The organism is Curtobacterium sp. MCJR17_020, from assembly GCF_003234365.2.
Lineage (GTDB): Bacteria > Actinomycetota > Actinomycetes > Actinomycetales > Microbacteriaceae > Curtobacterium.
The window spans coordinates 1810597-1831200 of record NZ_CP126260.1 but is presented as its reverse complement, the minus strand read 5'-3'; the positions used below and the strand labels follow the sequence as shown (position 1 = coordinate 1831200).

Here is a 20604-nt window from a genome sequence, read left to right as displayed (position 1 = left end):
CACGCCGACAGCGAACAGTGCGTGGATAGGGTTGGAGCATGGTCCGACCGACGCTCTCCACCGACTCCTCCGCCCCCTCCTCGATCTCCGCCGACGTCCTCGTGGTCGGCGTCCGGCCCGGTGCCGACGGTGCCCCCGCGACGATCGCGCAGCCGGCCACGACACCGTTCTCGGCGCTCGACGACCTCGACCTCGCGGCGATCGGCGCGACGGGCGCCAAGGACCAGCTCGTGCGCATCCCGGCCGTCGGCGTCGACGCCGCGAGCATCGCGCTCATCGGGCTCGGCTCCGGCACCGACGCCGCCGCGTACCGTTCGGCCGCCGGCAGCGCCGTCCGCCAGCTGCCGCACGCCGCGTCGATCGCCCTCGCGCTGCCGACCGACACCGACGCCCTCGCCGAGGCAGCGCTCGAAGGCGCCGCGCTCGGCGCCTACGCCTTCACGCGGCACAAGGGTGCCGGCACGACCGGGCCGACGCGTGGCGACCAGCGCGTGACGGTCCTCGCACCGTCCGCCGCGGCGGACGCCGCGGTCCGTCCCGCGATCGTGGCCGACGCCGCGTCGCTCGTCCGCGACCTCGTGAACACCGCGGCCGGCGACCTGGGACCACAGGACGTCGCCGACGTGGCGGCCGGGCTCGCCTCGGACCTCCCGCTCACCGTCGAGGTCCTCGACGAGCAGGCACTCGAGGAGCAGGGCTTCGGCGGCATCCTGGGGGTCGGCCGTGGTTCGGCACGTCCCCCGCGCCTGGTCGTCGTCCGCTACGCACCGGAGTCCGCCACGAAGCACCTCGCCCTCGTCGGCAAGGGCATCACGTTCGACTCGGGCGGGCTCTCGCTCAAGCCGGCGGCGTCGATGCTCGGCATGAAGACCGACATGACCGGCGCCGCCACCGTGCTCGCCGCAACCGTCGCCGCCGCACGCCTGGGCCTCGACGTGCGCGTCACCGCCTGGCTCGCACTCGCCGAGAACATGCCGTCGGGCACGGCGACCCGCCCGGGTGACGTCCTCACGCTCAAGAACGGCAAGACCGTCGAGGTCACGAACACCGACGCCGAGGGCCGCCTCGTGCTCGGCGACGGCATGGCCGCCGCCTCGCTCGAGCAGCCCGACGCGATCGTCGACGTCGCGACCCTGACCGGCGCGCAGGTCGTCGCGCTCGGCGACCGCACCACCGGCCTGATGGGCAGCGACGACCTCGTCGCGAAGGTCCGCGCCGTGGCCGAGGGCGTGTCGGAGCCGATCTGGCCGATGCCCCTGCCCGAGGAACTCGACGCCCGGCTCGCCAGCGACGTCGCCGACATGGTCAACGCCACGGTCGGCAACCCGGCCGGCGGCATGCTGCTCGCCGGCAAGTTCCTGGAGCGCTTCGTCGGCGAGGGCATCCCGTGGGCGCACCTCGACATCGCCGGTCCGTCCGAGCACAAGGGCGGCGGCTACGGGTGGCTCGGCAAGGGCGCGACGGGTGTGATGGTCCGCACGCTCATCGCGCTCGCAGAAGACCTCCAGTCCGAGTAGTAGGTTTGGTACCGGTGGGACGGGGCATCGACGCGCCTCCCACCGGTACTGCACGGGACGGGACCGGAACCACGCGGTCCGACCGTCGGACGCCGCCCCCGCGGTGTCCACGTAGGGCCCGATCGGCCCGACACGCACGAGGGAGTTGCACCAGGTGACGGAACAGACTTACGACGTCGTGGTCCTCGGTGGCGGGAGCGGTGGCTACGCCGCTGCGCTCCGGGCCGCCGAACTCGGCATGAGCGTCGCGCTCATCGAGGGCGACAAGCTCGGAGGGACGTGCCTGCACCGTGGCTGCATCCCCACCAAGGCGCTGCTGCACGCGGCCGAGGTCGCCGACGCGACGCGCGACGCCGAGAAGTACGGCGTGATCGCGGAGTTCGCTGGTGTCGAGGTCCCGAAGGTCATCGAGTACCAGCAGGGCGTCATCACCTCGAAGTACAAGGGCCTGCAGGGCCTCATCAAGGCTCGCGGCATCACCGTCGTCGAGGGTTGGGGTCGACTCACCTCGCAGAACACCGTGCAGGTCGGCGACCAGAACATCGTCGGCAAGAACGTCGTGCTCGCGACCGGCTCCTACTCGAAGTCCCTGCCCGGGCTCGAGATCGGCGGCCGAGTCATCACCTCCGAGACCGCACTGCGCATGGACTACGTGCCGAACAAGGTCGTCATCCTGGGCGGCGGCGTCATCGGCGTCGAGTTCGCCAGCGTCTGGAAGTCCTTCGGTGCCGAGGTCACGATCGTCGAGGCGCTCCCCCACCTCGTCCCGGCCGAGGACGAGTCCATGTCGAAGCAGCTCGAGCGCGCCTTCCGCAAGCGCGGCATCGAGTTCTCGCTCGGTGTCCGGTTCCAGGGCGTCGAGCAGCACGAGAACGGCGTCGTCGTGACGCTCGAGGACGGCAAGACCTTCGACGGCGACGTCCTGCTGGTCGCCGTCGGTCGTGGCCCGGTCACGCAGAACGTCGGCTTCGACGAGGTCGGCGTCGCCATGGACCGCGGCTTCGTCACCACGAACGAGCGCCTCGCCACCAACCTGCCGAACGTCTACGCAGTCGGCGACATCGTCCCCGGGCTGCAGCTCGCACACCGCGGCTTCCAGCAGGGCATCTTCGTCGCCGAGGAGATCGCCGGCCTGAACCCGGTGGTCATCGAGGACAAGAACATCCCGAAGATCACGTACTCCGACCCCGAGGTCGCCTCCGTCGGCCTCTCGCAGGCCAAGGCCGAGGCCGAGTACGGCGCCGACAAGGTGGACTCGTACGAGTACAACCTGGCCGGCAACGGCAAGAGCCACATCATCGGCACGTCCGGTTCGGTCAAGGTCGTCCGCGTCGTCGACGGCCCCGTGGTCGGCGTGAGCATGATCGGCGCCCGCGTCGGTGAGCTCATCGGTGAAGCGCAGCTCGCCGTGAACTGGGAGGCGTACCCGGAGGACATCGCTCCGCTCGTGCACGCGCACCCGACGCAGAACGAGGCCCTGGGCGAGGCGTTCATGCACCTCGCGGGCAAGCCGCTGCACGCGCTGTGACCCGCACGAGTCCGCGCCCTGTGACAATGACATCAACAACAACTGCAACCCCCCGCGAAGAGGAGTCCACCCGATGAGCGAATCCGTCAGCCTCCCGGCGCTCGGCGAGAGCGTCACCGAGGGCACGGTGACCCGATGGCTGAAGAACGTCGGTGACCGGGTCGAGGTCGACGAGCCGCTGCTCGAGGTCTCGACCGACAAGGTCGACACCGAGATCCCGTCGCCAGTCGCCGGCGTCATCGAGGAGATCCTCGTGCAGGAGGACGAGACCGTCGAGGTCGGCACCGCGCTGGTGAAGATCGGCGACGGCTCGTCCGACTCCGGTTCGTCCGACTCCGGTTCGTCCGACGAGTCCTCGAACGAAGCCGCTGCCGAGGCAGAGGCCCCCGAGGCCGAGCCGAGCACCGAGCAGGAGTCCGAGACCCCCGCCCCGGAGCCCACCGAGCCCGAGCCGGCCCCCGCCGGACAGACGCAGCCCGCAGCCCCGCAGGCGCCGTCGGCACCGCCCGCGGCCGCCCCGGTCCCGCAGGCCGCTCCGGTCCCGCCGCCCGCCGCCGCACCCCCGGCCGCCGTCCCGGCGCCGGCCGCTGCCGCACCCGCACCGGCCGCGCCGAGCGCAACCACCGCCGCTGCGGTGCCGAACCCGACGCAGGACGGCGCAGCCTCCGGCTACGTCACGCCGCTCGTCCGCAAGCTCGCCAACGAGCAGGGTGTCGACCTGTCCACCGTCACCGGTTCCGGTGTCGGCGGTCGCATCCGGAAGGAAGACGTGCTCGCGGCCGTCGCGAAGGCCCCGGCCGCCGGTGGTGCAGCTGCACCTGCCGCCGCGTCCGGTCCGTTCGTCGCCGAGGTCTCGCCGCTGCGCGGCACCCGCGAGAAGATGACCCGCCTGCGCAAGGTCGTGGCCGAGCGCGCCGTGCAGTCGATGACCTCGACCGCACAGCTCACGAGCGTCGTCGAGGTCGACGTCACGAAGGTGGCGCAGTTCCGCGACGCCCACAAGGCGGAGTTCCTCGAGAAGACCGGTTCGAAGCTCTCCTTCATGCCGTTCTTCGCCCTGGCAGCGTCCGAGGCTCTCAAGGCCCACCCGAAGATCAACTCGACCGTGGAAGGCGACGAGATCGTCTACCCGGAGTCCGAGAACGTCTCCATCGCGGTGGACACCGAGCGTGGCCTGCTGACCCCGGTCATCAAGGACGCAGCCTCGCTCGACCTGGCGCAGTTCTCGAAGTCCATCGCGGACCTGGCGGAGCGCACCCGGAACAACCAGCTCAAGCCCGACGAGCTCGCCGGCGGCACGTTCACGCTGACGAACACCGGTTCGCGTGGCGCGCTGTTCGACACCCCCGTGGTGTTCCTGCCGCAGTCGGCGATCCTCGGTACCGGCATCGTCACGAAGCGTCCCGCGGTCGTGAAGGTCGACGGCCAGGAAGCGATCGCGATCCGTTCGTTCGTCTACCTCGCGCTGTCGTACGACCACCGGATCATCGACGGTGCGGACGCCTCGCGCTACCTGGTCGCGGTCAAGAACCGCCTGGAAGAGGGCAACTTCGCCCCCAACCTCGGCTACTGACCCCAGTACCACGGCCGACGGCCCCGGTTCCCCCTCGTGGGGAGCCGGGGCCGTTCCCGTTCCCGCTCCGGTTCGTCGGCGTCCGGGGCGTCACCCACCACCACCCGCACCGGCTCCGGCTCCCGGTCCGGCACCGAGCACGGACACCGCGGCGACGACCGTGCCGATCGCGACGACGACACCGACCACGGCGCGGCGGAGCGGCAACCGCCGACCAGCACCGAGCGGGATGCCGAGCTCGACGACCTCGCGCAGCCGAGCCGCTGGGCCCGTGGTGTCGAGCAACGGGTCTGCCTCGACGAACACCAGGTCGGCCGGCGGCGGGGCCCACCGGAACGGCCGTGGAGGCGCCGCAGCCCGGACCGCGTCGAGCGCCGCGCACACCGTGCTGCGGTCGCCGTCGAGGGCCGCGAGGAGCGCAGCGTCCACCTCGTCGCGGCTCGGATCGCGCGGGTCGACACGGTCCCAGACGACTCTGGCAGCGAGCACGAGGACCCGTGCAGCATCGTCGCCGGGCAGCTCCGTGCCGTCGCGGACGGTGCCCGCCGGGTGGTCGCACAGCACCACGGCACCGGCGTCGTCCACCAGGACGTCGTCGATCCCGGCGACGCCGAGCCGCACCGCGCCGTCCACGGCCGCGACGAGGAGCTCGAGCAGCGGTACGCAGAGGGTGACCGCGACCCCGGTCGTCGGGGTGCCGAGGCGGTCCAGCGCCACCGGGAGCGACGTCCCGCGTGGGCGGTCGAGCAGGGTCACGAGCCCGCCGGCCCCGGTCCGGCCCACCGCCTCGACGGGCACCAGGTGCCGGTGTCCGGTGGCGCACCGGTCCGCGATCCAGGACGCCACGGCAGCGTCGTCGGCCGGCGCGACCCACCGGTCGCTGCGGGCGTCGTCGACGCTCTGGTCGGTGCTCGTGTCCATGGTGACGAGCGTGGCGGAGGCGGGTCGGGGCTCCTGTCCGTCCTGCCCGGTCTGTGGACAACGCGTGTTCGCGCACAGCCGGACCGACTGCGGTCTCCCCCGGACCGCGGAGGCCGTATCCTGTCAGCATGGCACGCAGCACTTCCACAGACACGAAGGCGAAGGAGCCGGGGCGTCTCAAGCAGATGTTCCAGGTCTTCCAGATGACCCGACGGGCCGACCCGTCGTCCGTCTGGTGGTTCGCCCTCGCATTCGTCGGCCCCGTCGTCCTCGGCATCGTGCTGGCGCTGGTGCTCCCGGGCCAGAACTGGCTCGCGATGATCCTGTGGATCGTCGCCGGTGTCCTGATGGGCGTGCTGCTCTTCCTCATCGTGCTCGGCCGGCTGGCCGAGCGGGCGGCGTACTCGCAGATCGAGGGCCAGCCCGGCGCCGTCGGTGCGGTGCTCTCCAACTCGCTGCGTCGGCAGTGGCGCTCCAGCGAGATGCCCGTCGCCGTGCACGGTCGCTCGCAGTCCGCGGTCTACCGCGCGGTGGGGCGTCCCGGCGTCGTCCTCATCACCGAGGGCCAGCGCGGCAACCTGAAGCGTCAGGTCGACGAAGAGCGTCGCAAGGTGCAGCGCATCGTCCCGAACGTCGCGGTCCACGTGGTCAGCGTCGGAGACGGCGACGACACCCTCACCCTGCACAAGCTCCCCCGTGCCATGAACAAGTTCAAGAAGTCGCTCAACCGCAACGAGGTCCTGGCCGTCGCGAACCGCCTCGACTCGCTCACGCAGAGTCCCGCCGCTGCGATCCCGAAGGGCATGGACCCGATGCGTGCCCGTGCCGGACGTCCGCGCTGACCCGTCCCCGAACCACCACGCAGAACGCCCCCGACCGTGCCAGGTCGGGGGCGTTCTGCGTGCGGTGCGGCCGGTGGTCAGCGGCGGACGAGCACCGTGCCGGCGATGCGGTCGTGCGCGCCGCGGCTGTCCCGGTCGATGATGAGCGCCGGCACCACCAGGCAGAGCAGGACGGTCCGGACGACCGGACGCCACACCCCCACGTACCCCCCGCGCATCGGCACGACGCGCAGCCCGACGCAGATGTGCCCGAACGAGCCGGACAGCAGGCAGATGAAGAGCACCTGGAGCGCGGCGAAGATCGCCAGCTGCACCCACGAGTGCGCGATGTCCCCGGAACCGTTCACCGGCGACCAGACCCCGGTCACGTAGGCGATGAGGTCGGCGAGGGCACCGTCGATGAGCAGGGCGACGATCCGCCGTCCGATCCGCCCGACACTGCGGGGTCCTTCCTCCGGCAGACCGAGGTCCTTGCCCGGCCAGCCGTCGGGGTGCTCGGAGGGCGTGGACGGACTGGAGGAGCTGCGTGCCATGCCCCCAAGCGTAGGCGACGGGCCGCCCGTAACACGCCCGAAACAATTCAGTCACGTCCGGGAAACCCCGTGTCAATAGCCTCGTCGGAGGTGCCTTGATCGGTACCTCCGACATCACCCAACCCATTGGAGATCGGCCCCCATGTTCAGCGATTCCTCCGAGGTCCTGGCCTTCATCAAGGACACCGACGTCAAGTTCCTCGACATCCGATTCACGGACCTGCCGGGTGTGCAGCAGCACTTCAACATCCCCGCCTCGACCGTCGACGAGGACTTCTTCTCGGTCGGCCAGCTCTTCGACGGCTCCTCGATCCGCGGGTTCGCGTCGATCCACGAGTCCGACATGCAGCTGATCCCCGATGTGACCACCGCCTACGTGGACCAGTTCCGCGCCGAGCGCACGCTCATCATGATCTTCGACATCTACAACCCGCGGAACGGCGAGATCTACGGCCGCGACCCGCGCCAGGTGGCGAAGAAGGCCGAGAAGTACCTCGCGTCGACGGGCATCGCGGACACCGCGTTCTTCGCCCCCGAGGCCGAGTTCTACATCTTCGACGACGTCCGCTACTCCGTCACCCAGAACGAGTCGTTCTACGCGGTCGACTCCGAAGAGGGCGCCTGGAACACCGGTCGTGACGAAGAGGGCGGCAACCTCGCCAACAAGACCCCGTACAAGGGCGGCTACTTCCCTGTGTCGCCGGTCGACAAGACCGCCGACCTGCGCGACGACATCACCCTCAAGCTGATCGACGCGGGCTTCGAGCTCGAGCGCTCGCACCACGAGGTGGGCACCGGCGGCCAGCAGGAGATCAACTACAAGTTCGACACGATGGTCCACGCCGCGGACGACATCCTGAAGTTCAAGTACATCGTCAAGAACACGGCGGACCAGTGGGGCAAGGTCGCCACGTTCATGCCGAAGCCGCTCTTCGGCGACAACGGCTCGGGCATGCACACCCACCAGTCGCTCTGGTCGGACGGCAAGCCGCTCTTCTACGACGAGAACGGCTACGGCGGCCTGTCCGACCTGGCCCGTTGGTACATCGGCGGTCTGCTGAAGCACGCTCCGGCGCTGCTCGCCTTCACCAACCCGTCGATCAACTCGTACCACCGCCTGGTCAAGGGCTTCGAGGCTCCGGTCAACCTGGTCTACTCAGCCGGCAACCGTTCGGCTGCGATCCGCATCCCGATCACGGGCACCAACCCGAAGGCCAAGCGCATCGAGTTCCGCGCGCCGGACGCCTCGGGCAACCCGTACCTCGCCTTCGCCGCGCAGCTGATGGCGGGCCTCGACGGCATCCAGAACCGCATCGAGCCGCACGAGCCCGTCGACAAGGACCTCTACGAGCTCCCCCCGGAAGAGGCCAAGGGCATCCCGCAGGTCCCCGGCTCCCTCGACGAGGCGCTCGACTTCCTCGAGGCGGACCACGAGTTCCTCACGAAGGGCAACGTCTTCACCGAGGACCTCATCCAGACCTGGATCGACTACAAGCGTGAGAACGAGATCCTCCCGCTGGCGCAGCGCCCGCACCCGTTCGAGTACGAGCTGTACTTCGGCGTCTGATCCTCGCTGACACACGAAGGCCCCGCACCGTCAGGTGCGGGGCCTTCGTCTGTGCCGCGACAGCGACGGTGTGCCGCGAACCATCCGCAGGAATGTGTCGCTTCAGGGGGTGGGCGGTTGCGGCGACCGCCTGGAGGCCCGGTGCCGGTCCGGCGGGCCGGCGACGGGCCTCCCGGCTGGTCGCGACGCACGTTCCTTCCCATCGCACCCGGACTGGGAAGCCGGATCGGGCGTACCCGGTCGAAAGTTCCGACCAGGTACGCCCGTTTCGGCACGGTACGCCCGTTTCGGCACGGCACCCGCGCACACGGGAACGGGGCCCGTGCCGCCCGGCACGGACCCCGCTTCGCGAACGGTGACTAGCGAGCCGTGGCCAACGAGTCGTTCGTCCCCGCTGCGACGCTCACGGGTGCACCCGTGACCGGCGTGGGCCGCCCCAGGGAACGGACGGTCCACCCCGCTTTGACCCAGTCGTGGACCGGGAGGCAGTTGCGCGCGTCGATCACGACGCGGCGACCGACGAGGTCACCGAGGGCGACCGGGTCGGCAGTGATGATCTCGTTCCACTCGGTGAGCACCAGGACGACGTCGGCGCCCTCGATCGCGTCCGTCATCGACGCGGCGTAGCTCAGCGTCGGGAACGAGCGCTTCGCCGGCTCCATCGCCTCGGGGTCCCAGAGGGTGACCTGGGCGCCGCGCAGGTGCAGCGCAGCGGCGACGTTGAGCGCCGGGGAGTCCCGCACGTCGTCGGTCAGGGGCTTGAACGCAGCGCCGATCACGGCCACCCGACGGTTCAGCACCGATCCCCCGGCCGAGTCGATCGCCATGTCGATGACCCGCTGACGCTGGCCCATGTTGATCTCGTCGACCTGCTGCATGAGGCCGACGACCTGGCCGGCCCCGATCTCGTTCGCGCGGTACATGAGCGCTCGGATGTCCTTCGGCAGGCACCCACCGCCGAACCCGAGGCCGGCGTTCAGGAACTTCCGGCCGATGCGGGCGTCGTGCCCGAGGGCGTCGGCGAGCGTCGACACGTCGGCGCCGGTGATCGCGCACATCTCGGAGATCGCGTTGATGAACGAGATCTTCGTGGCGAGGAACGCGTTCGCGCTCACCTTGACGAGCTCGGCGGTGGCGAGGTCGGTGGTGATGACCGGGGTGCCCTCGCTGATCGGCGCGGCGTAGACCTCGCGGATGACGGCGTCGGCGGCCTCGGACGCGCCGCCCCAGACCAGACGGTCCGGGTGCAGGGTGTCCTCGACGGCCTTGCCCTCGCGGAGGAACTCCGGGTTCCAGATGAGCTCGGCGTCGATCCCCGAGGGCGTGAACTCGCGGACGATGCCGCGCAGTCGCGCCGCGGTGCCGACCGGGACCGTCGACTTGCCGACGATGAGTCCGGGGTGGGTGAGGTTCTCGGCGACGCCGCGGGTGGCGCTCTCGACGTACGCCAGGTTGGCGGCGTGCGAGCCCGCCTTCTGCGGGGTGCCGACGCAGACGAAGTGGACGTCCGCGTCGGCGACGGCCGAGGCGATGTCGGCGGTGAACCGGAGCTTGCCGCTCGCGACGTGCTTCGTGATGAGCTCCGGCAGGCCGGGTTCGAAGAACGGGACCTCGCCAGCGGACAACGCGGCGAGCTTCGCCGGGTCGACGTCCACGCCGATGGTCTCGAAGCCCATCTCGGCCATGGCGGCCGCGTGGGTGGCACCGAGGTAGCCGGTGCCGATGACGCTGATGACGGGTGCGGGACGGGTGTCGGCCTGGTCGGGCGACTTCTTGGACGCGGTCATGGCGTGACCTCCTGCAGGTCGTAGTCGATGTCGTTGCGCTTGATGCCCTCGGCGAAGGCCGCCAGGGAGTCGGCTCGCGAGTTGAGCCGCCAGTCGTTCGTGGTGCGTTTGCCGTCGACGATCGTGGTCGCGGTCTCGCTGAAGTACGCGAAGCCGATGATGTCCGAGTTGGCGGGGTCGGCCAGGGCGTCGAAGAGCGAGTTGATCCACTGGGTCTTCTGGGGGTTCGAGACGCTGCCCCCGGTCTCGGTGGCCCCGATCTCGTTGAGCACGATGCCCTTGCCCGGCGCGACCTGCCGGATCTGCGCGAGCGTCGCACCGAAGGTGTTCTCGAAGGTCGGCTGCTCGGCGGCGTCACGGTAGTAGCCGCTCATGCCGACCCAGTCGACGTACTCGGCGCCCGGGTAGTAGTTCTGCATGTACTCGAGCGTCTGGTACTTCGTGTTGCCGAGCTTGTCGATGCGCGACGGCGACCAGTCCCAGATGGCGTACTGGTTCGCCCCGTTGGCCTGGAAGACGTTCCAGACGTGCTGCCACATCGCGGTGTACGAACCGGCGGCGTTCTGCTGCTTCGCGGATTCGGACCAGTTGTACCACTGGCCGTTCATCTCGTGGTCGAACCGGATGACGAGCGGCTGGCCGTTCGCTGCCAGGGACTTGGCGTACTGCGTCAGGTAGGCGTCGAACTTGCCGGAGATGACGTCCTCGTTGGTGTAGCCCTCGACGTAGGGCTCGTCGTTGCCCGTCTGCGCGGGCACCGACTCCCACGTCATCATCGGCAGACGGCCGTTCGCCCACGAGCGCTGGACCGCGTTCTGGTTGAAGTCCTGGTCGAAGCCCTGGAAGAAGCCGACCATGTTCGTCGCCTTCCCCACCTCTTGCGACACCTGGTCGTACTCGGACCAGTTGAACGGGGACTGCGCCGTGTACAGGCCGTACCAGCGGGACTGCTGCGCGAGGATGTCCGCCTTGGTCGGGACCGCGACGGGCGTGGTGCCCGGGTCGGTCGACGGTCCGGGGTTCGGGTTGGTGACCCCACCGGAGCCGCCGCCGGAACCGTCGGACCCGCCAGACCCGCCAGACCCGCCGCCCGAGCCGCTCCCGCTCCCCGAGCCGGACCCGTTGTCGGACACACCGGACCCGCCGGTCCCGCCGGTCCCGGAACCCGAGCCGGAGCCCGAGGTGCCGGCCCCGTTCGCACCGGAACCCGACGCGGTGACGGAGGACGAGCCTCCCGAGCCCTTCGCGGAACCGAGCTGTGACTGGAGCGACGCGATCTGCGCCTTGAGCTCCGTGATCTGGTCGCCACGCGACCCGGCCTGAGCGGTGCGGGAGTCGAGCTTGCCCTCGAGCGCCCAGATGCGGTCCTGGGCAGCGTCGAGCTGCGTCTGCAGTTCGGCGGCGGACACCTTCTTGGCCTTCGGGGCGGTGACCCCGAGAGCCTGGTGCACGGCGGTGGAGACGGGGCCGGCCGGGGAGACCCAGACCGACCAGGTGATGAGGGCGAGGGCGAGGACGATGGCGGTCGTGCCGACGGCCGTCCAGCGGGCGTGCTTGCTCGACTGCGCCCACCAGGTACTGGAGGAGCGGATGATGTCAGACAATGAGGAAGGCCTCCAGGACGAAGATCGCGATGCCGATGCAGTACGGGATCGCGGCGTACGGGTTGTACCGGCGGGCCTTCACGGGGGCGGTCCGTGGGGCTGCGGGCTGCACTGCTGCTGCAGCAGCGGCCTCGCGCCGGGTGGCGAGCACGGTCGTGGTGGAGTTGGTGGTGGCGTCGGCCCCGAAGAGCTCGTCGAACGCGCGGTCCACGGCAACCTGGTCGCTCCCGAGCGGCACGCGTCCGTCGACGGCCCGGGCACGGTCCGCGGCGTCGATCGGGCTGACCGGGGTCTGGGCGCCGAACGACGACGGCTGCGCGGCGTCGGACGGGTCCTCCTGCATCGGACCGCCGGCGTAGGCGCCCGCACGGGTCCCCCAGCCGGACGCGTGCGCCAGGCGGAAGAAGCCGATGAGCCGGATCGGCATGAGGAAGAACGTCGACACGATGATGAACATCGGCAGGCGGAAGAAGTCACTCGGCTTCTCGGCCAGGTGGCGCATCTGCCGGATGGCCATGCTGAGCACCGACGAGACGACCATCAGGGCGGCGACGTACACGAAGCCCGTCGAGAAGCCGTACTGCGACAGGATGCCCTGGTACAGGTTCTCGCCCTGCCCGGTGAAGGCCCGGTAGATCCAACCGGCGATCACGCCGAAGAGCATGAACGGCAGGATGATGTCGGTGATGAAGAACGCCGCGAGCACCGGGGCGTGACCGAGCATCCACGGCAGCATGCGCAGCGTGTTGTACTGCGAGCCACGGGCCCAGCGGAGCTGCTGCTTGAACAGCTTCTTCACCTGCAGCGGAGCGTCCGTGTAGACCAGCGAGGTGTACTGGTAGACGGTCCGGTACCCCTCCTTGAGCGTGAGGTTCGTGAGCGTGCGGTCGTCGGAGACCTCGAGGAACACGCCCATGAACTTCTCGTGCATGAACTTGTCCATGACGCGCATCAGGATGCTCCGCCGGAAGGCGATCGTGCGCCCGGGCAGGCAGCCGATCTGCCCGAGGACGCTCTGCGCGGGCATCGAGTAGAGCGCACGCGAGTTCTCGAGCCAGTCGGCCCAGCGGGTGATCCAGCTGCGCTCGGGTTCGAGGATGCGCTGCCGGGTCGTGACACCGCCGACGGACTCGTCGGCGAACGGCTTGAGGAGCTCCTCGAGCGCGCCGGGGGTCCAGACGGTGTCCGAGTCGACGAGCACCGTGATGTCGCCGTTGGACATCTCGGTGCCGACCTTGACGGCGTTGCGCTTGCCCGGGATGGGCGTGTGCGTCCAGCGGACGAGCGGGGCGAACTCGTCGCAGACGGCTTCGAGCGCCTCGTTGCGGGCGCCGTTGATGACGACGATGATCTCGCCGGGTCGCTGCTCGACCATGCGACCGATGACGTCGCGGAACAGGTCGAGCGGTTCGTCCACGACCGGGACGACGACGCTGGTGGTGCCGACGAAGGTGCCGGTGAACGGGCGGTAGCGGGCGGAGATGACGACCTTGACCAACCAGAGCAACCAGATCACCGCGGAGTACACGGCGAACAGGTAGAACTCGGGGTGGCCTTCGACCATCTGCCTGATCTGCAGAATGAAGGTGAACACTGATCCCTGCTTCAACGTTCGAGGTGGAGATTCCGCGACGTTGGGGAATCAGGGTCGGTTCGGGTGACCCAATTGACGCAGAAACCTGAACCCCCGCGCAACGCGACCCCCGTCCGGGGGCGTTACGAGCGCGTTACGGGGTACACACTTGTCCCCATCTCCACCGAGACCGGTGGTCCCCCCTCGTGCTGACAGCACTCCTGCGGACCACCTGCCCGACATCGGCCGCCGGTACACCCGTGGACCGGGGCCGGGAGGCGCGGGTCGGCTCGGACGGAAACCCCCGGTCAGCAGGTGGTCGCGTGGCGTGTCGGGGGGCACCGGAAATGAGCGCCTGGAGGTCCGGTGGGAGTTCGGTCACGACGTGGTAACGGTACCGGCGCGGTCCGAACAGGGGTACGGCCGGCGTCGCAACGGGGGACACTGCGCGACACGGAGATTTAACCTCCGACGACTGCTCGGTTCCGTGCCGTGCGTGCGACCTCGGGCGTGTCGCCGCTGGGTCAGGCGCCGTAGAACTCGCGCTCGAAGACCTGTCGTGCACGCCGCGTGACGCCGAGGTAGTCCTCTTCCAGCTCGCTCGCCGAGCCGGGCGGGTACTCCATCAGCCGCGCGACGCCCTCGAGCTGGACGCGGTCGACGGGCAGGACGTCGGTCGTCTTCCCCGACCAGAGCACCAGCGCACTGCGCGTCCGCGAGGCGAAGCGCCAGGCCGCCCCGAGCCGCTCGCCGTCGTCGGCACTGATGAACCCGGCGGCCACGGCGCCGTCGAGCGCCTCGAGCGTCGAGGTCGTGCGGAGCGCGGGGACCTCGAGCGCGTGCTGGAGCTGCAGGAGCTGGACGAACCACTCGACGTCGCTGAGCGATCCGCGCCCGAGCTTCAGGTGGCGAGCCGGATCGGCCCCGCGTGGCAGCCGCTCGGACTCGACGCGGGCCTTGATGCGTCGGACCTCGCGCACCTCGTTCTCGTCGATCCGCTCCGGGTACCGCGTGCGGTCGGCCAGGTGCTCGAAGTCCCGGAGCAGCTGGGCGTCGCCGACTGCGCCGCGGGCACGGAGCAGCGCCTGCGCCTCCCACGTCAGCGACCACCGGGCGTAGTAGGCGCCGTAGGACTCGAGCGTGCGCGCCACCGGGCCGTTCTTCCCCTCGGGGCGCAGGTCGATGTCGAGGTCGAGCGGGTGGACGGTGTCCTCGGTGAGCCGGTTCAGCTCGCGCACGATGGTCTGTGCCGTGCGGGAGGCCACCTCGGTCGCCAGGTCCGGCGCGCGGTACACGTAGAGGACGTCGGCGTCGGAGCCGAAGCCGAGCTCGCGCCCGCCGTAGCGTCCCATCGCGATGATCCCGAACTCGAAGTCCGCGGGGGCGTCCCGTCGGGCGAGCGCGAGCGCCCCGGCGAGCGTCGCCTCGGTCACGTCGCTGAGTGCAGCACCCAGGGCATCCACGTCGAGGTGGCCGAGCACCGCGGCCATGCCGAGGCGGAGGGTCTCGCGGCGGCGCGCCGAGCGCAGCAGGCTGGCCGCACCGTCGACGTCGTTGCCGTGCCGCGCCGTCGTCGCGGTCATCTCGGCGAGCAACGAGTCCATCGGGCGGGCACGCAGGAGCGACTCGGGCTCGTCGAGCCAGGCGACGGCCTCGGGGAACCGCTCGAGCAGACCGGACAGGAACGCCGACTCCGACAGCACGGTGGTGAGCGAGTGCGCAGCCCCGGACGAGTCGCGGAGCATCCGGAGGAACCAGCTGGACTCCCCCAGGGTGTCGCTGAGCCGTCGGAACGCCAGCAGGGCCCGGTCGGGCGCCGGCCCCTCGGCCATCCACCGCAGGAGCACCGGCAGCAGGTTCCGCTGGATCGCCGCGCGTCGACTCGTGCCCTGTGTGAGCGCCCGGATGTGCCGCAGCGCACCGGGCGGGTCGACGAACCCGACGCCTGCGAGCCGGTCGACGACCTGGTCGTCGGTCAGCACGATCTCGCCCTCGGTCGTGGCGACGGCGGACAGCAGCGGACGGTAGAACAGCCGCTCGTGCAGGCCGCGGACCTCGAGCTTGACCGCACGCCACCGGGTCTCGAGGGCTGCGGCCGAGGTGGCCAGACCGCTCGACCGGGCGAGGACGCGGAGTTCTTCCTCGTCGGTCGGCATCAGGTGCGTCCGCTGTAGCCGGCGGAGCTGGATGCGGTGCTCGAGGACCCGGAGCAGCGCGTAGTCCGGACCGAAGTGGGCGGCCTCGGCGCGTCCGACGTACCCGGCGGCGGTCAGGGCGTCCATCGCCTCGAGGGTGGAACGGACCCGAACGGACTCGTCGTCACGACCGTGCACGAGCTGCAGGAGCTGCACGGTGAACTCGACGTCGCGCAGGCCGCCCGGACCGAGCTTGAGCTGCCGGTCGACCTCGCCGTCGGGGATGTGGTCGGTGACGCGCTCGCGCATCCGCTGCACCGACTCGACGAACCCGGGGCGCGCCGACGAGCTCCACACGAACGGTGCGACGGCCTCGGCGTAGCGCGCACCGAGGTCGGCCGAACCGGCGATCGGCCGTGCCTTGAGGAGCGCCTGGAACTCCCACGACTTCGCCCAGCGCTCGTAGTACGCGACGTGCGAGTCGAGCGTGCGGACGAGGGCGCCGTCCTTGCCCTCCGGTCGCAGGTTCGCGTCGACCTCCCACAGACCGGGTTCGGCAGCCAGGTCGGTGATCGCGTGGGTCGCGGCGATCGCGATCCGCGTCGAGATGAGGACGGCACGGTCGGTGCCGATGTCGTCGGTGGCCTCGGTGACGAAGATGACGTCGACGTCGCTGACGTAGTTGAGCTCGCGTGCACCGGCCTTGCCCATCGCGATCACCGCGAGCGGGGTCGCGGCGACGTCAGCGGCCGGGAACGGCACCTCGCGCCGGGCGACGTCGACCGCGGCGTCGAGCGCTGCCCCGGCCAGGTCGGCCAGTCCGGCAGCGACGGCCGGGAACGCCTCGGTCGGCGACGAGTGCAGCACGTCGTACAGGGCGATCTGCGCGAGGTGCCGGCGGTACCGCACCCGCAGGCACATCCGTGCGTCCTCGCCGGTGGCACCGTCGATCGCCTCGAGCAGGGACGCCGTGTACCGCTCCTGCGACCACGGCGCGACGACGGGCTCGAGCAGCAGTGCGAGCTCGGCAGGACGACGGTGCAGGAACTCACCGAGGCCGACGGAGGCACCGAGCAGGCGGATCAGCCGCTCCGTCGCGGCCTCGTCCGCCAGGACGGGGCGGAGTTCATCCGGAGCACGCTCCAACAGCCGTTCCAGCAGCCGCAGCGCGCCGTCGGGATCCGCGGTGATGCCCCAGAGCGCCGGGGTCCCGCTGACCGGCAGCGGCACGACGGAGCCGAACCGCGCCTCCAGGTCGGCGATCCGCTCCAGGCTCTCCGACAGCTCGGCGAAGCCCAGGCGGGCCAACTCGGAACGCGACGACGTCGTCCGACCGGTCATGTGGTGCGCTCGCTCAGAGGGCGCCGAGGTTGGTGTCGAGCTCGAACGGCGTGACCTGGTCGCGGTAGCGCTTCCACTCCTGGCGCTTGTTGAGGAGCACGAAGTTGAACACGTGCTCGCCCAGCGTCTCGGCGACGAGTTCGGAGTCCTCCATCAGGCTGAGGGCGTGGTCGAGGCTCGACGGCAGCTGGCTGTAGCCGAGGGCACGACGCTCGGCGTCGGTCAGGCTCCAGACGTCGTGCTCGGCCTCGGCCGGCAGCTCGTACTCTTCCTCGATGCCCTTGAGCCCCGCAGCGAGCAGCAGCGAGTACGCGAGGTACGGGTTCGCCGCCGAGTCGATGCCGCGGTACTCGATGCGCGAGGACTGCCCCTTGTTCGGCTTGTACAGCGGCACGCGCACGAGCGCCGAACGGTTGTTGTGGCCCCACGTCACGAAGGACGGGGCTTCGTCGCCACCCCAGAGGCGCTTGTACGAGTTCACGAACTGGTTCGTGACCGCGGTGATCTCCGGTGCGTGCTTGAGCACACCGGCGATGAAGTGCTTGGCGGTGCGGGACAGCTGGTACTCGCCGCCGGCCTCGTAGAACGCGTTCTGGTCGCCCTCGAAGAGCGAGACGTGCGTGTGCATGCCGGAACCCGGCTGACCGGAGATCGGCTTCGGCATGAACGTCGCGTAGACGCCCTGCTCGATCGCGACCTCCTTCACGACCGTGCGGAAGGTCATGATGTTGTCCGCCATCGTCAGTGCGTCGGCGTAGCGGAGGTCGATCTCGTTCTGGCCCGGGCCGGCCTCGTGGTGGCTGAACTCCACCGAGATGCCGAGGTCCTCGAGCATCCGGACGGAACGGCGACGGAAGTCGTGCGCGCTGCCGCCGGGGACGTTGTCGAAGTAGCCGGCCTGGTCGACGGGCTGCGGTCCGCCGTCCTTCCACTCGCGGCTCTTGAGCAGGTAGAACTCGATCTCGGGGTGCGTGTAGAACGTGAAGCCACGCTCGCTCGCCCGGGCCAGCGTGCGCTTCAGCACGTTGCGCGGGTCGGCGACGGCGGGCTGGCCGTCCGGCGTCGTGATGTCGCAGAACATCCGCGCGGTCGGGTCGACCTCGCCGCGCCACGGCAGGATCTGGAACGTCGAGGGGTCCGGGTGCGCGAGCACGTCGGCCTCGTACGAACGCGACAGGCCCTCGATCGCGGAGCCGTCGAACCCGATGCCCTCGGCGAAGGCACCCTCGACCTCGGCCGGGGCGATCGCCACCGACTTCAGCGTCCCGATGACGTCCGTGAACCAGAGTCGGATGAACTTGATGCCGCGCTCCTCGATGGTGCGGAGCACGAAGTCCGTCTGCTTGTCCATGCACGACCTTTCCGTGTATCGGGTGGCCGCGGGCGGGCCTCGTCCCAGGCTAGTGGTCCCGCGGCGTGCGCGGGGCCGTGCGACGCGTCAGTGGTCCGTCACCGTGCCATCGCAGGTCCGTCACTGGTCGTCGGCGTCCCACTTCTCGTTGTTCGCCGCGATCCGGTCGAGCGCGTGCTGCGCTTCCTCGCGCGTGTCGAACGGGCCGATGCGGTCGCGCTGCGGGGACTGCGGACCCTGCTCGACCTGGCCGGTCTTGTCGTTGAACCACCACTGGGACTCGATGCGTTCGTCGCTCATGTCGCCCACCGTACCCAGGTGACGGCCTGGAGGCCCGGTGCCGGTCCGCCGGACCGGCACCGGGCCTCCAGGCGGTCACGCCCACCCCGTCGGGCCGCACCGTGAGGCGGTTGCGCTCGGCGCGTCGCGCCGCGGCTAGAGTGGTCGGCATGCCCCGGGACGAACACGGACACCTGACCGCCGGCCGCATCTCCCCGCTCCGGACCGTCCCGAAGGACATCGAGCGCCCGGAGTACGTCGGCAAGGTCGAACCGCACGAGCACGGCCTCGGCGACACGTACTCCCCCGACGAGGTCGAGCGCATCCGCACCGCCGGCCGCATCGCCTCCCAGGCCATCGACGCCGTCGGCGCAGCGATCCGTCCCGGCGTGACCACCGACGAACTCGACCGCATCGGCCACGAGTTCGTCGTCGCACACGGCGCCTACCCGTCGACGCTCGGGTACCGCGGCTACCCGAAGTCACTGTGCTCGAGCCTCAACGAGGTCATCTGCCACGGCATCCCCGACGACACCGTCCTGCAGGAGGGCGACCTCGTCAACATCGACATCACCGCCTACAAGGACGGGATGCACGGCGACACGAACCGCACGTTCATCGTCGGGCAGGCGTCGCAGGAGGTCCAGGACCTGGTGACGCGGACCGAAGAGGCGCTCCGACGCGGCATCAAGGCCGTCGCCCCCGGCCGGCAGGTGAACGTCATCGGCCGCGCCATCGAGGCCTACGCGAAGCGCTTCGGCTACGGCGTCGTCCGCGACTACACCGGCCACGGTGTCGGTCGTGCCTTCCACTCCGGCCTGATCATCCCGCACTACGACGCGCCGCAGTACGACGACGTCATCGAGCAGGGCATGGTGTTCACCATCGAGCCCATGTTGACCCTCGGCGGGATCGAGGCCGACATCTGGTCCGACGACTGGACGGTCTCGACGCGCGACAAGTCGTGGACCGCGCAGTTCGAGCACACCCTCGTCGTCACCGAACGCGGCGCGGAGCTCCTCACCGTCTCCTGACCGGACACCCCTTCCTGACCGGGCACTCCGGCAGGCAACCGAAAGGCACGACAACCTCATGACCTCCCTCGCAGTCGGCGTCGACATCGGTGGTACGGGCATCAAGGGCGCGATCGTCGACGTCGCGTCCGGTGAACTGACCACGGACCGCATCAAGAAGGCCACCCCGGAGGGCGGGAAGCCCCACGACATCACCGCCGTCGTCGCCTCGATCCTCGACGAGCTCGCCCCCGCGGCCGACGTCCCCGTCGGCGTGTGCTTCCCCGCGATCGTGCGGGACGGCAAGACCATGTCTGCTGCGAACGTCTCGAAGAAGTGGATCGGCTTCGAGGCCGAAGCGCTGTTCGAGAAGGAGCTCGGCCGCGCGATCCACTTCGTCAACGACGCCGACGCCGCCGGGTTCGCCGAGCAGCAGTTCGGCGCGGCGAAGGGCAAGGACGGCCTGGTGATCGTCACGACGCTCGGCACCGGGATCGGCAGCGCACTCATCAACGACGGTGTGCTCATCGTGAACTCGGAGCTCGGACACCTGGAGATCGACGGTCATGACGCCGAGTCGCGCGCGTCCTTCGCTGCCAAGGAGCGCGACGACCTGTCGTGGAAGCACTGGGCGAAGCGCCTGCAGACCTACTACTCGACGCTCGAGGCCCTGCTCTCCCCCGAGCTCTTCGTCGTCGGCGGCGGCGTGTCGAAGCAGTACGAGGAGTTCCTGCCGCTGCTCGACCTGCAGGCAGAGATCATCCCCGCGACCCTGCGCAACAACGCCGGCATCATCGGCGCCGCGACCCTGGCTGCCCGCAGCGCCTGAGTCGTCGGTTCGAGCAGATCGCACACCGGCCCCCACCGGCCTGCACCGTGCGGCGTGGGAGTCGTTCGGAGCGGTCCGGCGCGCCCGGCCGCTGGCGCCCAGGTTCCACGACTCGCCGTCTGCGGTGCGCCGAGGTTCCACGGAGCCCCCTCGTGCGCGCCGACATGCCGAGATCTCGGAACCTCGGGGGCCGGGCCGGGCGGGGCCGGGC

General features: G+C 70.2%; 15 protein-coding genes. 7 read left to right on the top strand and 8 right to left on the bottom strand.

The features are described 5' to 3' along the window. The first annotated feature begins 38 nt into the window (after positions 1 to 38). From DEJ14_RS08680 to sucB, 3 genes are all read left to right on the top strand, one after another. Positions 39 to 1517: a leucyl aminopeptidase gene (locus DEJ14_RS08680; protein WP_111086392.1), complete on the top strand. Its 1479-nt coding sequence runs from the start codon at positions 39 to 41 to the stop codon at positions 1515 to 1517. 154 nt (positions 1518 to 1671) lie between these two features. Continuing rightward, complete coding sequence (lpdA, locus tag DEJ14_RS08675; protein WP_111086393.1) at positions 1672 to 3045, top strand: dihydrolipoyl dehydrogenase; 1374 nt, start codon at positions 1672 to 1674, stop codon at positions 3043 to 3045. Positions 3046 to 3118: 73 nt separating this feature from the next. Beyond that, a complete protein-coding gene (gene sucB, locus DEJ14_RS08670) occupies positions 3119 to 4618 on the top strand; it encodes a 2-oxoglutarate dehydrogenase, E2 component, dihydrolipoamide succinyltransferase (protein ID WP_131846139.1) in 1500 nt (499 codons plus the stop codon). A 90-nt stretch (positions 4619 to 4708) separates the two neighbouring features. Here sucB and DEJ14_RS08665 read toward each other — a convergent pair whose 3' ends face one another. Continuing rightward, positions 4709 to 5539, bottom strand: coding sequence for a hypothetical protein (locus DEJ14_RS08665; protein WP_111087018.1), 831 nt, complete (start codon positions 5537 to 5539; stop codon positions 4709 to 4711). Between the two features lie 128 nt (positions 5540 to 5667). On the opposite strand from DEJ14_RS08665, the gene DEJ14_RS08660 reads away from it, so the two are divergent. Then, positions 5668 to 6381, top strand: a complete 714-nt coding sequence (locus DEJ14_RS08660; protein WP_111087017.1) for a DUF4191 domain-containing protein — start codon at positions 5668 to 5670, stop codon at positions 6379 to 6381. A gap of 77 nt (positions 6382 to 6458) precedes the next feature. Here the strand turns inward: DEJ14_RS08660 and DEJ14_RS08655 are convergent, their stop codons facing one another. Continuing rightward, on the bottom strand, positions 6459 to 6914 hold the full coding sequence (locus DEJ14_RS08655) for an RDD family protein (protein ID WP_111087016.1): 456 nt from the start codon (positions 6912 to 6914) through the stop codon (positions 6459 to 6461). 142 nt (positions 6915 to 7056) lie between these two features. On the opposite strand from DEJ14_RS08655, the gene glnA (DEJ14_RS08650) reads away from it, so the two are divergent. Further along, positions 7057 to 8481 carry a type I glutamate--ammonia ligase gene (gene glnA / locus DEJ14_RS08650; RefSeq protein ID WP_111087015.1) on the top strand — a complete coding sequence of 475 codons (1425 nt, stop codon included), beginning with the start codon at positions 7057 to 7059 and terminating at the stop codon, positions 8479 to 8481. A 359-nt stretch (positions 8482 to 8840) separates the two neighbouring features. Here glnA (DEJ14_RS08650) and DEJ14_RS08645 read toward each other — a convergent pair whose 3' ends face one another. From DEJ14_RS08645 to DEJ14_RS08620, 6 genes are all read right to left on the bottom strand, one after another. Beyond that, complete coding sequence (locus DEJ14_RS08645; protein WP_111087014.1) at positions 8841 to 10268, bottom strand: UDP-glucose dehydrogenase family protein; 1428 nt, start codon at positions 10266 to 10268, stop codon at positions 8841 to 8843. Beyond that, positions 10265 to 11872 carry a glycoside hydrolase family 26 protein gene (locus DEJ14_RS08640; protein WP_111087013.1) on the bottom strand — a complete coding sequence of 536 codons (1608 nt, stop codon included), beginning with the start codon at positions 11870 to 11872 and terminating at the stop codon, positions 10265 to 10267. Before DEJ14_RS08640 ends, DEJ14_RS08645 begins: the two co-directional genes overlap by 4 nt. Then, entirely contained in the window at positions 11865 to 13466 is a 1602-nt protein-coding gene (locus DEJ14_RS08635; RefSeq protein ID WP_111087012.1) for a glycosyltransferase family 2 protein, read from the bottom strand. Before DEJ14_RS08635 ends, DEJ14_RS08640 begins: the two co-directional genes overlap by 8 nt. Positions 13467 to 13969: 503 nt before the next feature. After that, on the bottom strand, positions 13970 to 16921 hold the full coding sequence (locus DEJ14_RS08630; RefSeq protein WP_111087011.1) for a bifunctional [glutamine synthetase] adenylyltransferase/[glutamine synthetase]-adenylyl-L-tyrosine phosphorylase: 2952 nt from the start codon (positions 16919 to 16921) through the stop codon (positions 13970 to 13972). A 13-nt stretch (positions 16922 to 16934) separates the two neighbouring features. After that, complete coding sequence (gene glnA / locus DEJ14_RS08625; protein ID WP_111087010.1) at positions 16935 to 18272, bottom strand: type I glutamate--ammonia ligase; 1338 nt, start codon at positions 18270 to 18272, stop codon at positions 16935 to 16937. A 120-nt stretch (positions 18273 to 18392) separates the two neighbouring features. Continuing rightward, positions 18393 to 18572 (bottom strand): SPOR domain-containing protein, encoded by a 180-nt coding sequence (locus DEJ14_RS08620; protein WP_111087009.1) that lies wholly within the window; start codon positions 18570 to 18572, stop codon positions 18393 to 18395. 149 nt (positions 18573 to 18721) lie between these two features. Between DEJ14_RS08620 and map the strand changes: the two genes are divergently transcribed. Continuing rightward, positions 18722 to 19585, top strand: coding sequence for a type I methionyl aminopeptidase (gene map / locus DEJ14_RS08615; RefSeq protein WP_111087020.1), 864 nt, complete (start codon positions 18722 to 18724; stop codon positions 19583 to 19585). Between the two features lie 58 nt (positions 19586 to 19643). Further along, the gene (gene ppgK, locus DEJ14_RS08610) at positions 19644 to 20393 is read left to right on the top strand and encodes a polyphosphate--glucose phosphotransferase (RefSeq protein WP_111087008.1); all 750 of its coding nucleotides are present in this window, start codon (positions 19644 to 19646) and stop codon (positions 20391 to 20393) included. The last annotated feature ends 211 nt before the right edge of the window (positions 20394 to 20604 follow it).

What these genes read in the sequence shown, in the direction of transcription:
- ppgK (WP_111087008.1), top strand. Translation starts at nt 19,644, where the DNA reads ATGACCTCCCTCGCAGTCGGCGTCGACATCGGTGGTACGGGCATCAAG.
- DEJ14_RS08630 (WP_111087011.1), bottom strand. Translation starts at nt 16,921, where the DNA reads ATGACCGGTCGGACGACGTCGTCGCGTTCCGAGTTGGCCCGCCTGGGC.
- DEJ14_RS08665 (WP_111087018.1), bottom strand. Translation starts at nt 5,539, where the DNA reads ATGGACACGAGCACCGACCAGAGCGTCGACGACGCCCGCAGCGACCGG.
- DEJ14_RS08620 (WP_111087009.1), bottom strand. Translation starts at nt 18,572, where the DNA reads ATGAGCGACGAACGCATCGAGTCCCAGTGGTGGTTCAACGACAAGACC.
- glnA (WP_111087015.1), top strand. Translation starts at nt 7,057, where the DNA reads ATGTTCAGCGATTCCTCCGAGGTCCTGGCCTTCATCAAGGACACCGAC.
- DEJ14_RS08655 (WP_111087016.1), bottom strand. Translation starts at nt 6,914, where the DNA reads ATGGCACGCAGCTCCTCCAGTCCGTCCACGCCCTCCGAGCACCCCGAC.
- DEJ14_RS08660 (WP_111087017.1), top strand. Translation starts at nt 5,668, where the DNA reads ATGGCACGCAGCACTTCCACAGACACGAAGGCGAAGGAGCCGGGGCGT.
- sucB (WP_131846139.1), top strand. Translation starts at nt 3,119, where the DNA reads ATGAGCGAATCCGTCAGCCTCCCGGCGCTCGGCGAGAGCGTCACCGAG.
- DEJ14_RS08645 (WP_111087014.1), bottom strand. Translation starts at nt 10,268, where the DNA reads ATGACCGCGTCCAAGAAGTCGCCCGACCAGGCCGACACCCGTCCCGCA.
- DEJ14_RS08680 (WP_111086392.1), top strand. Translation starts at nt 39, where the DNA reads ATGGTCCGACCGACGCTCTCCACCGACTCCTCCGCCCCCTCCTCGATC.
- glnA (WP_111087010.1), bottom strand. Translation starts at nt 18,272, where the DNA reads ATGGACAAGCAGACGGACTTCGTGCTCCGCACCATCGAGGAGCGCGGC.
- map (WP_111087020.1), top strand. Translation starts at nt 18,722, where the DNA reads ATGCCCCGGGACGAACACGGACACCTGACCGCCGGCCGCATCTCCCCG.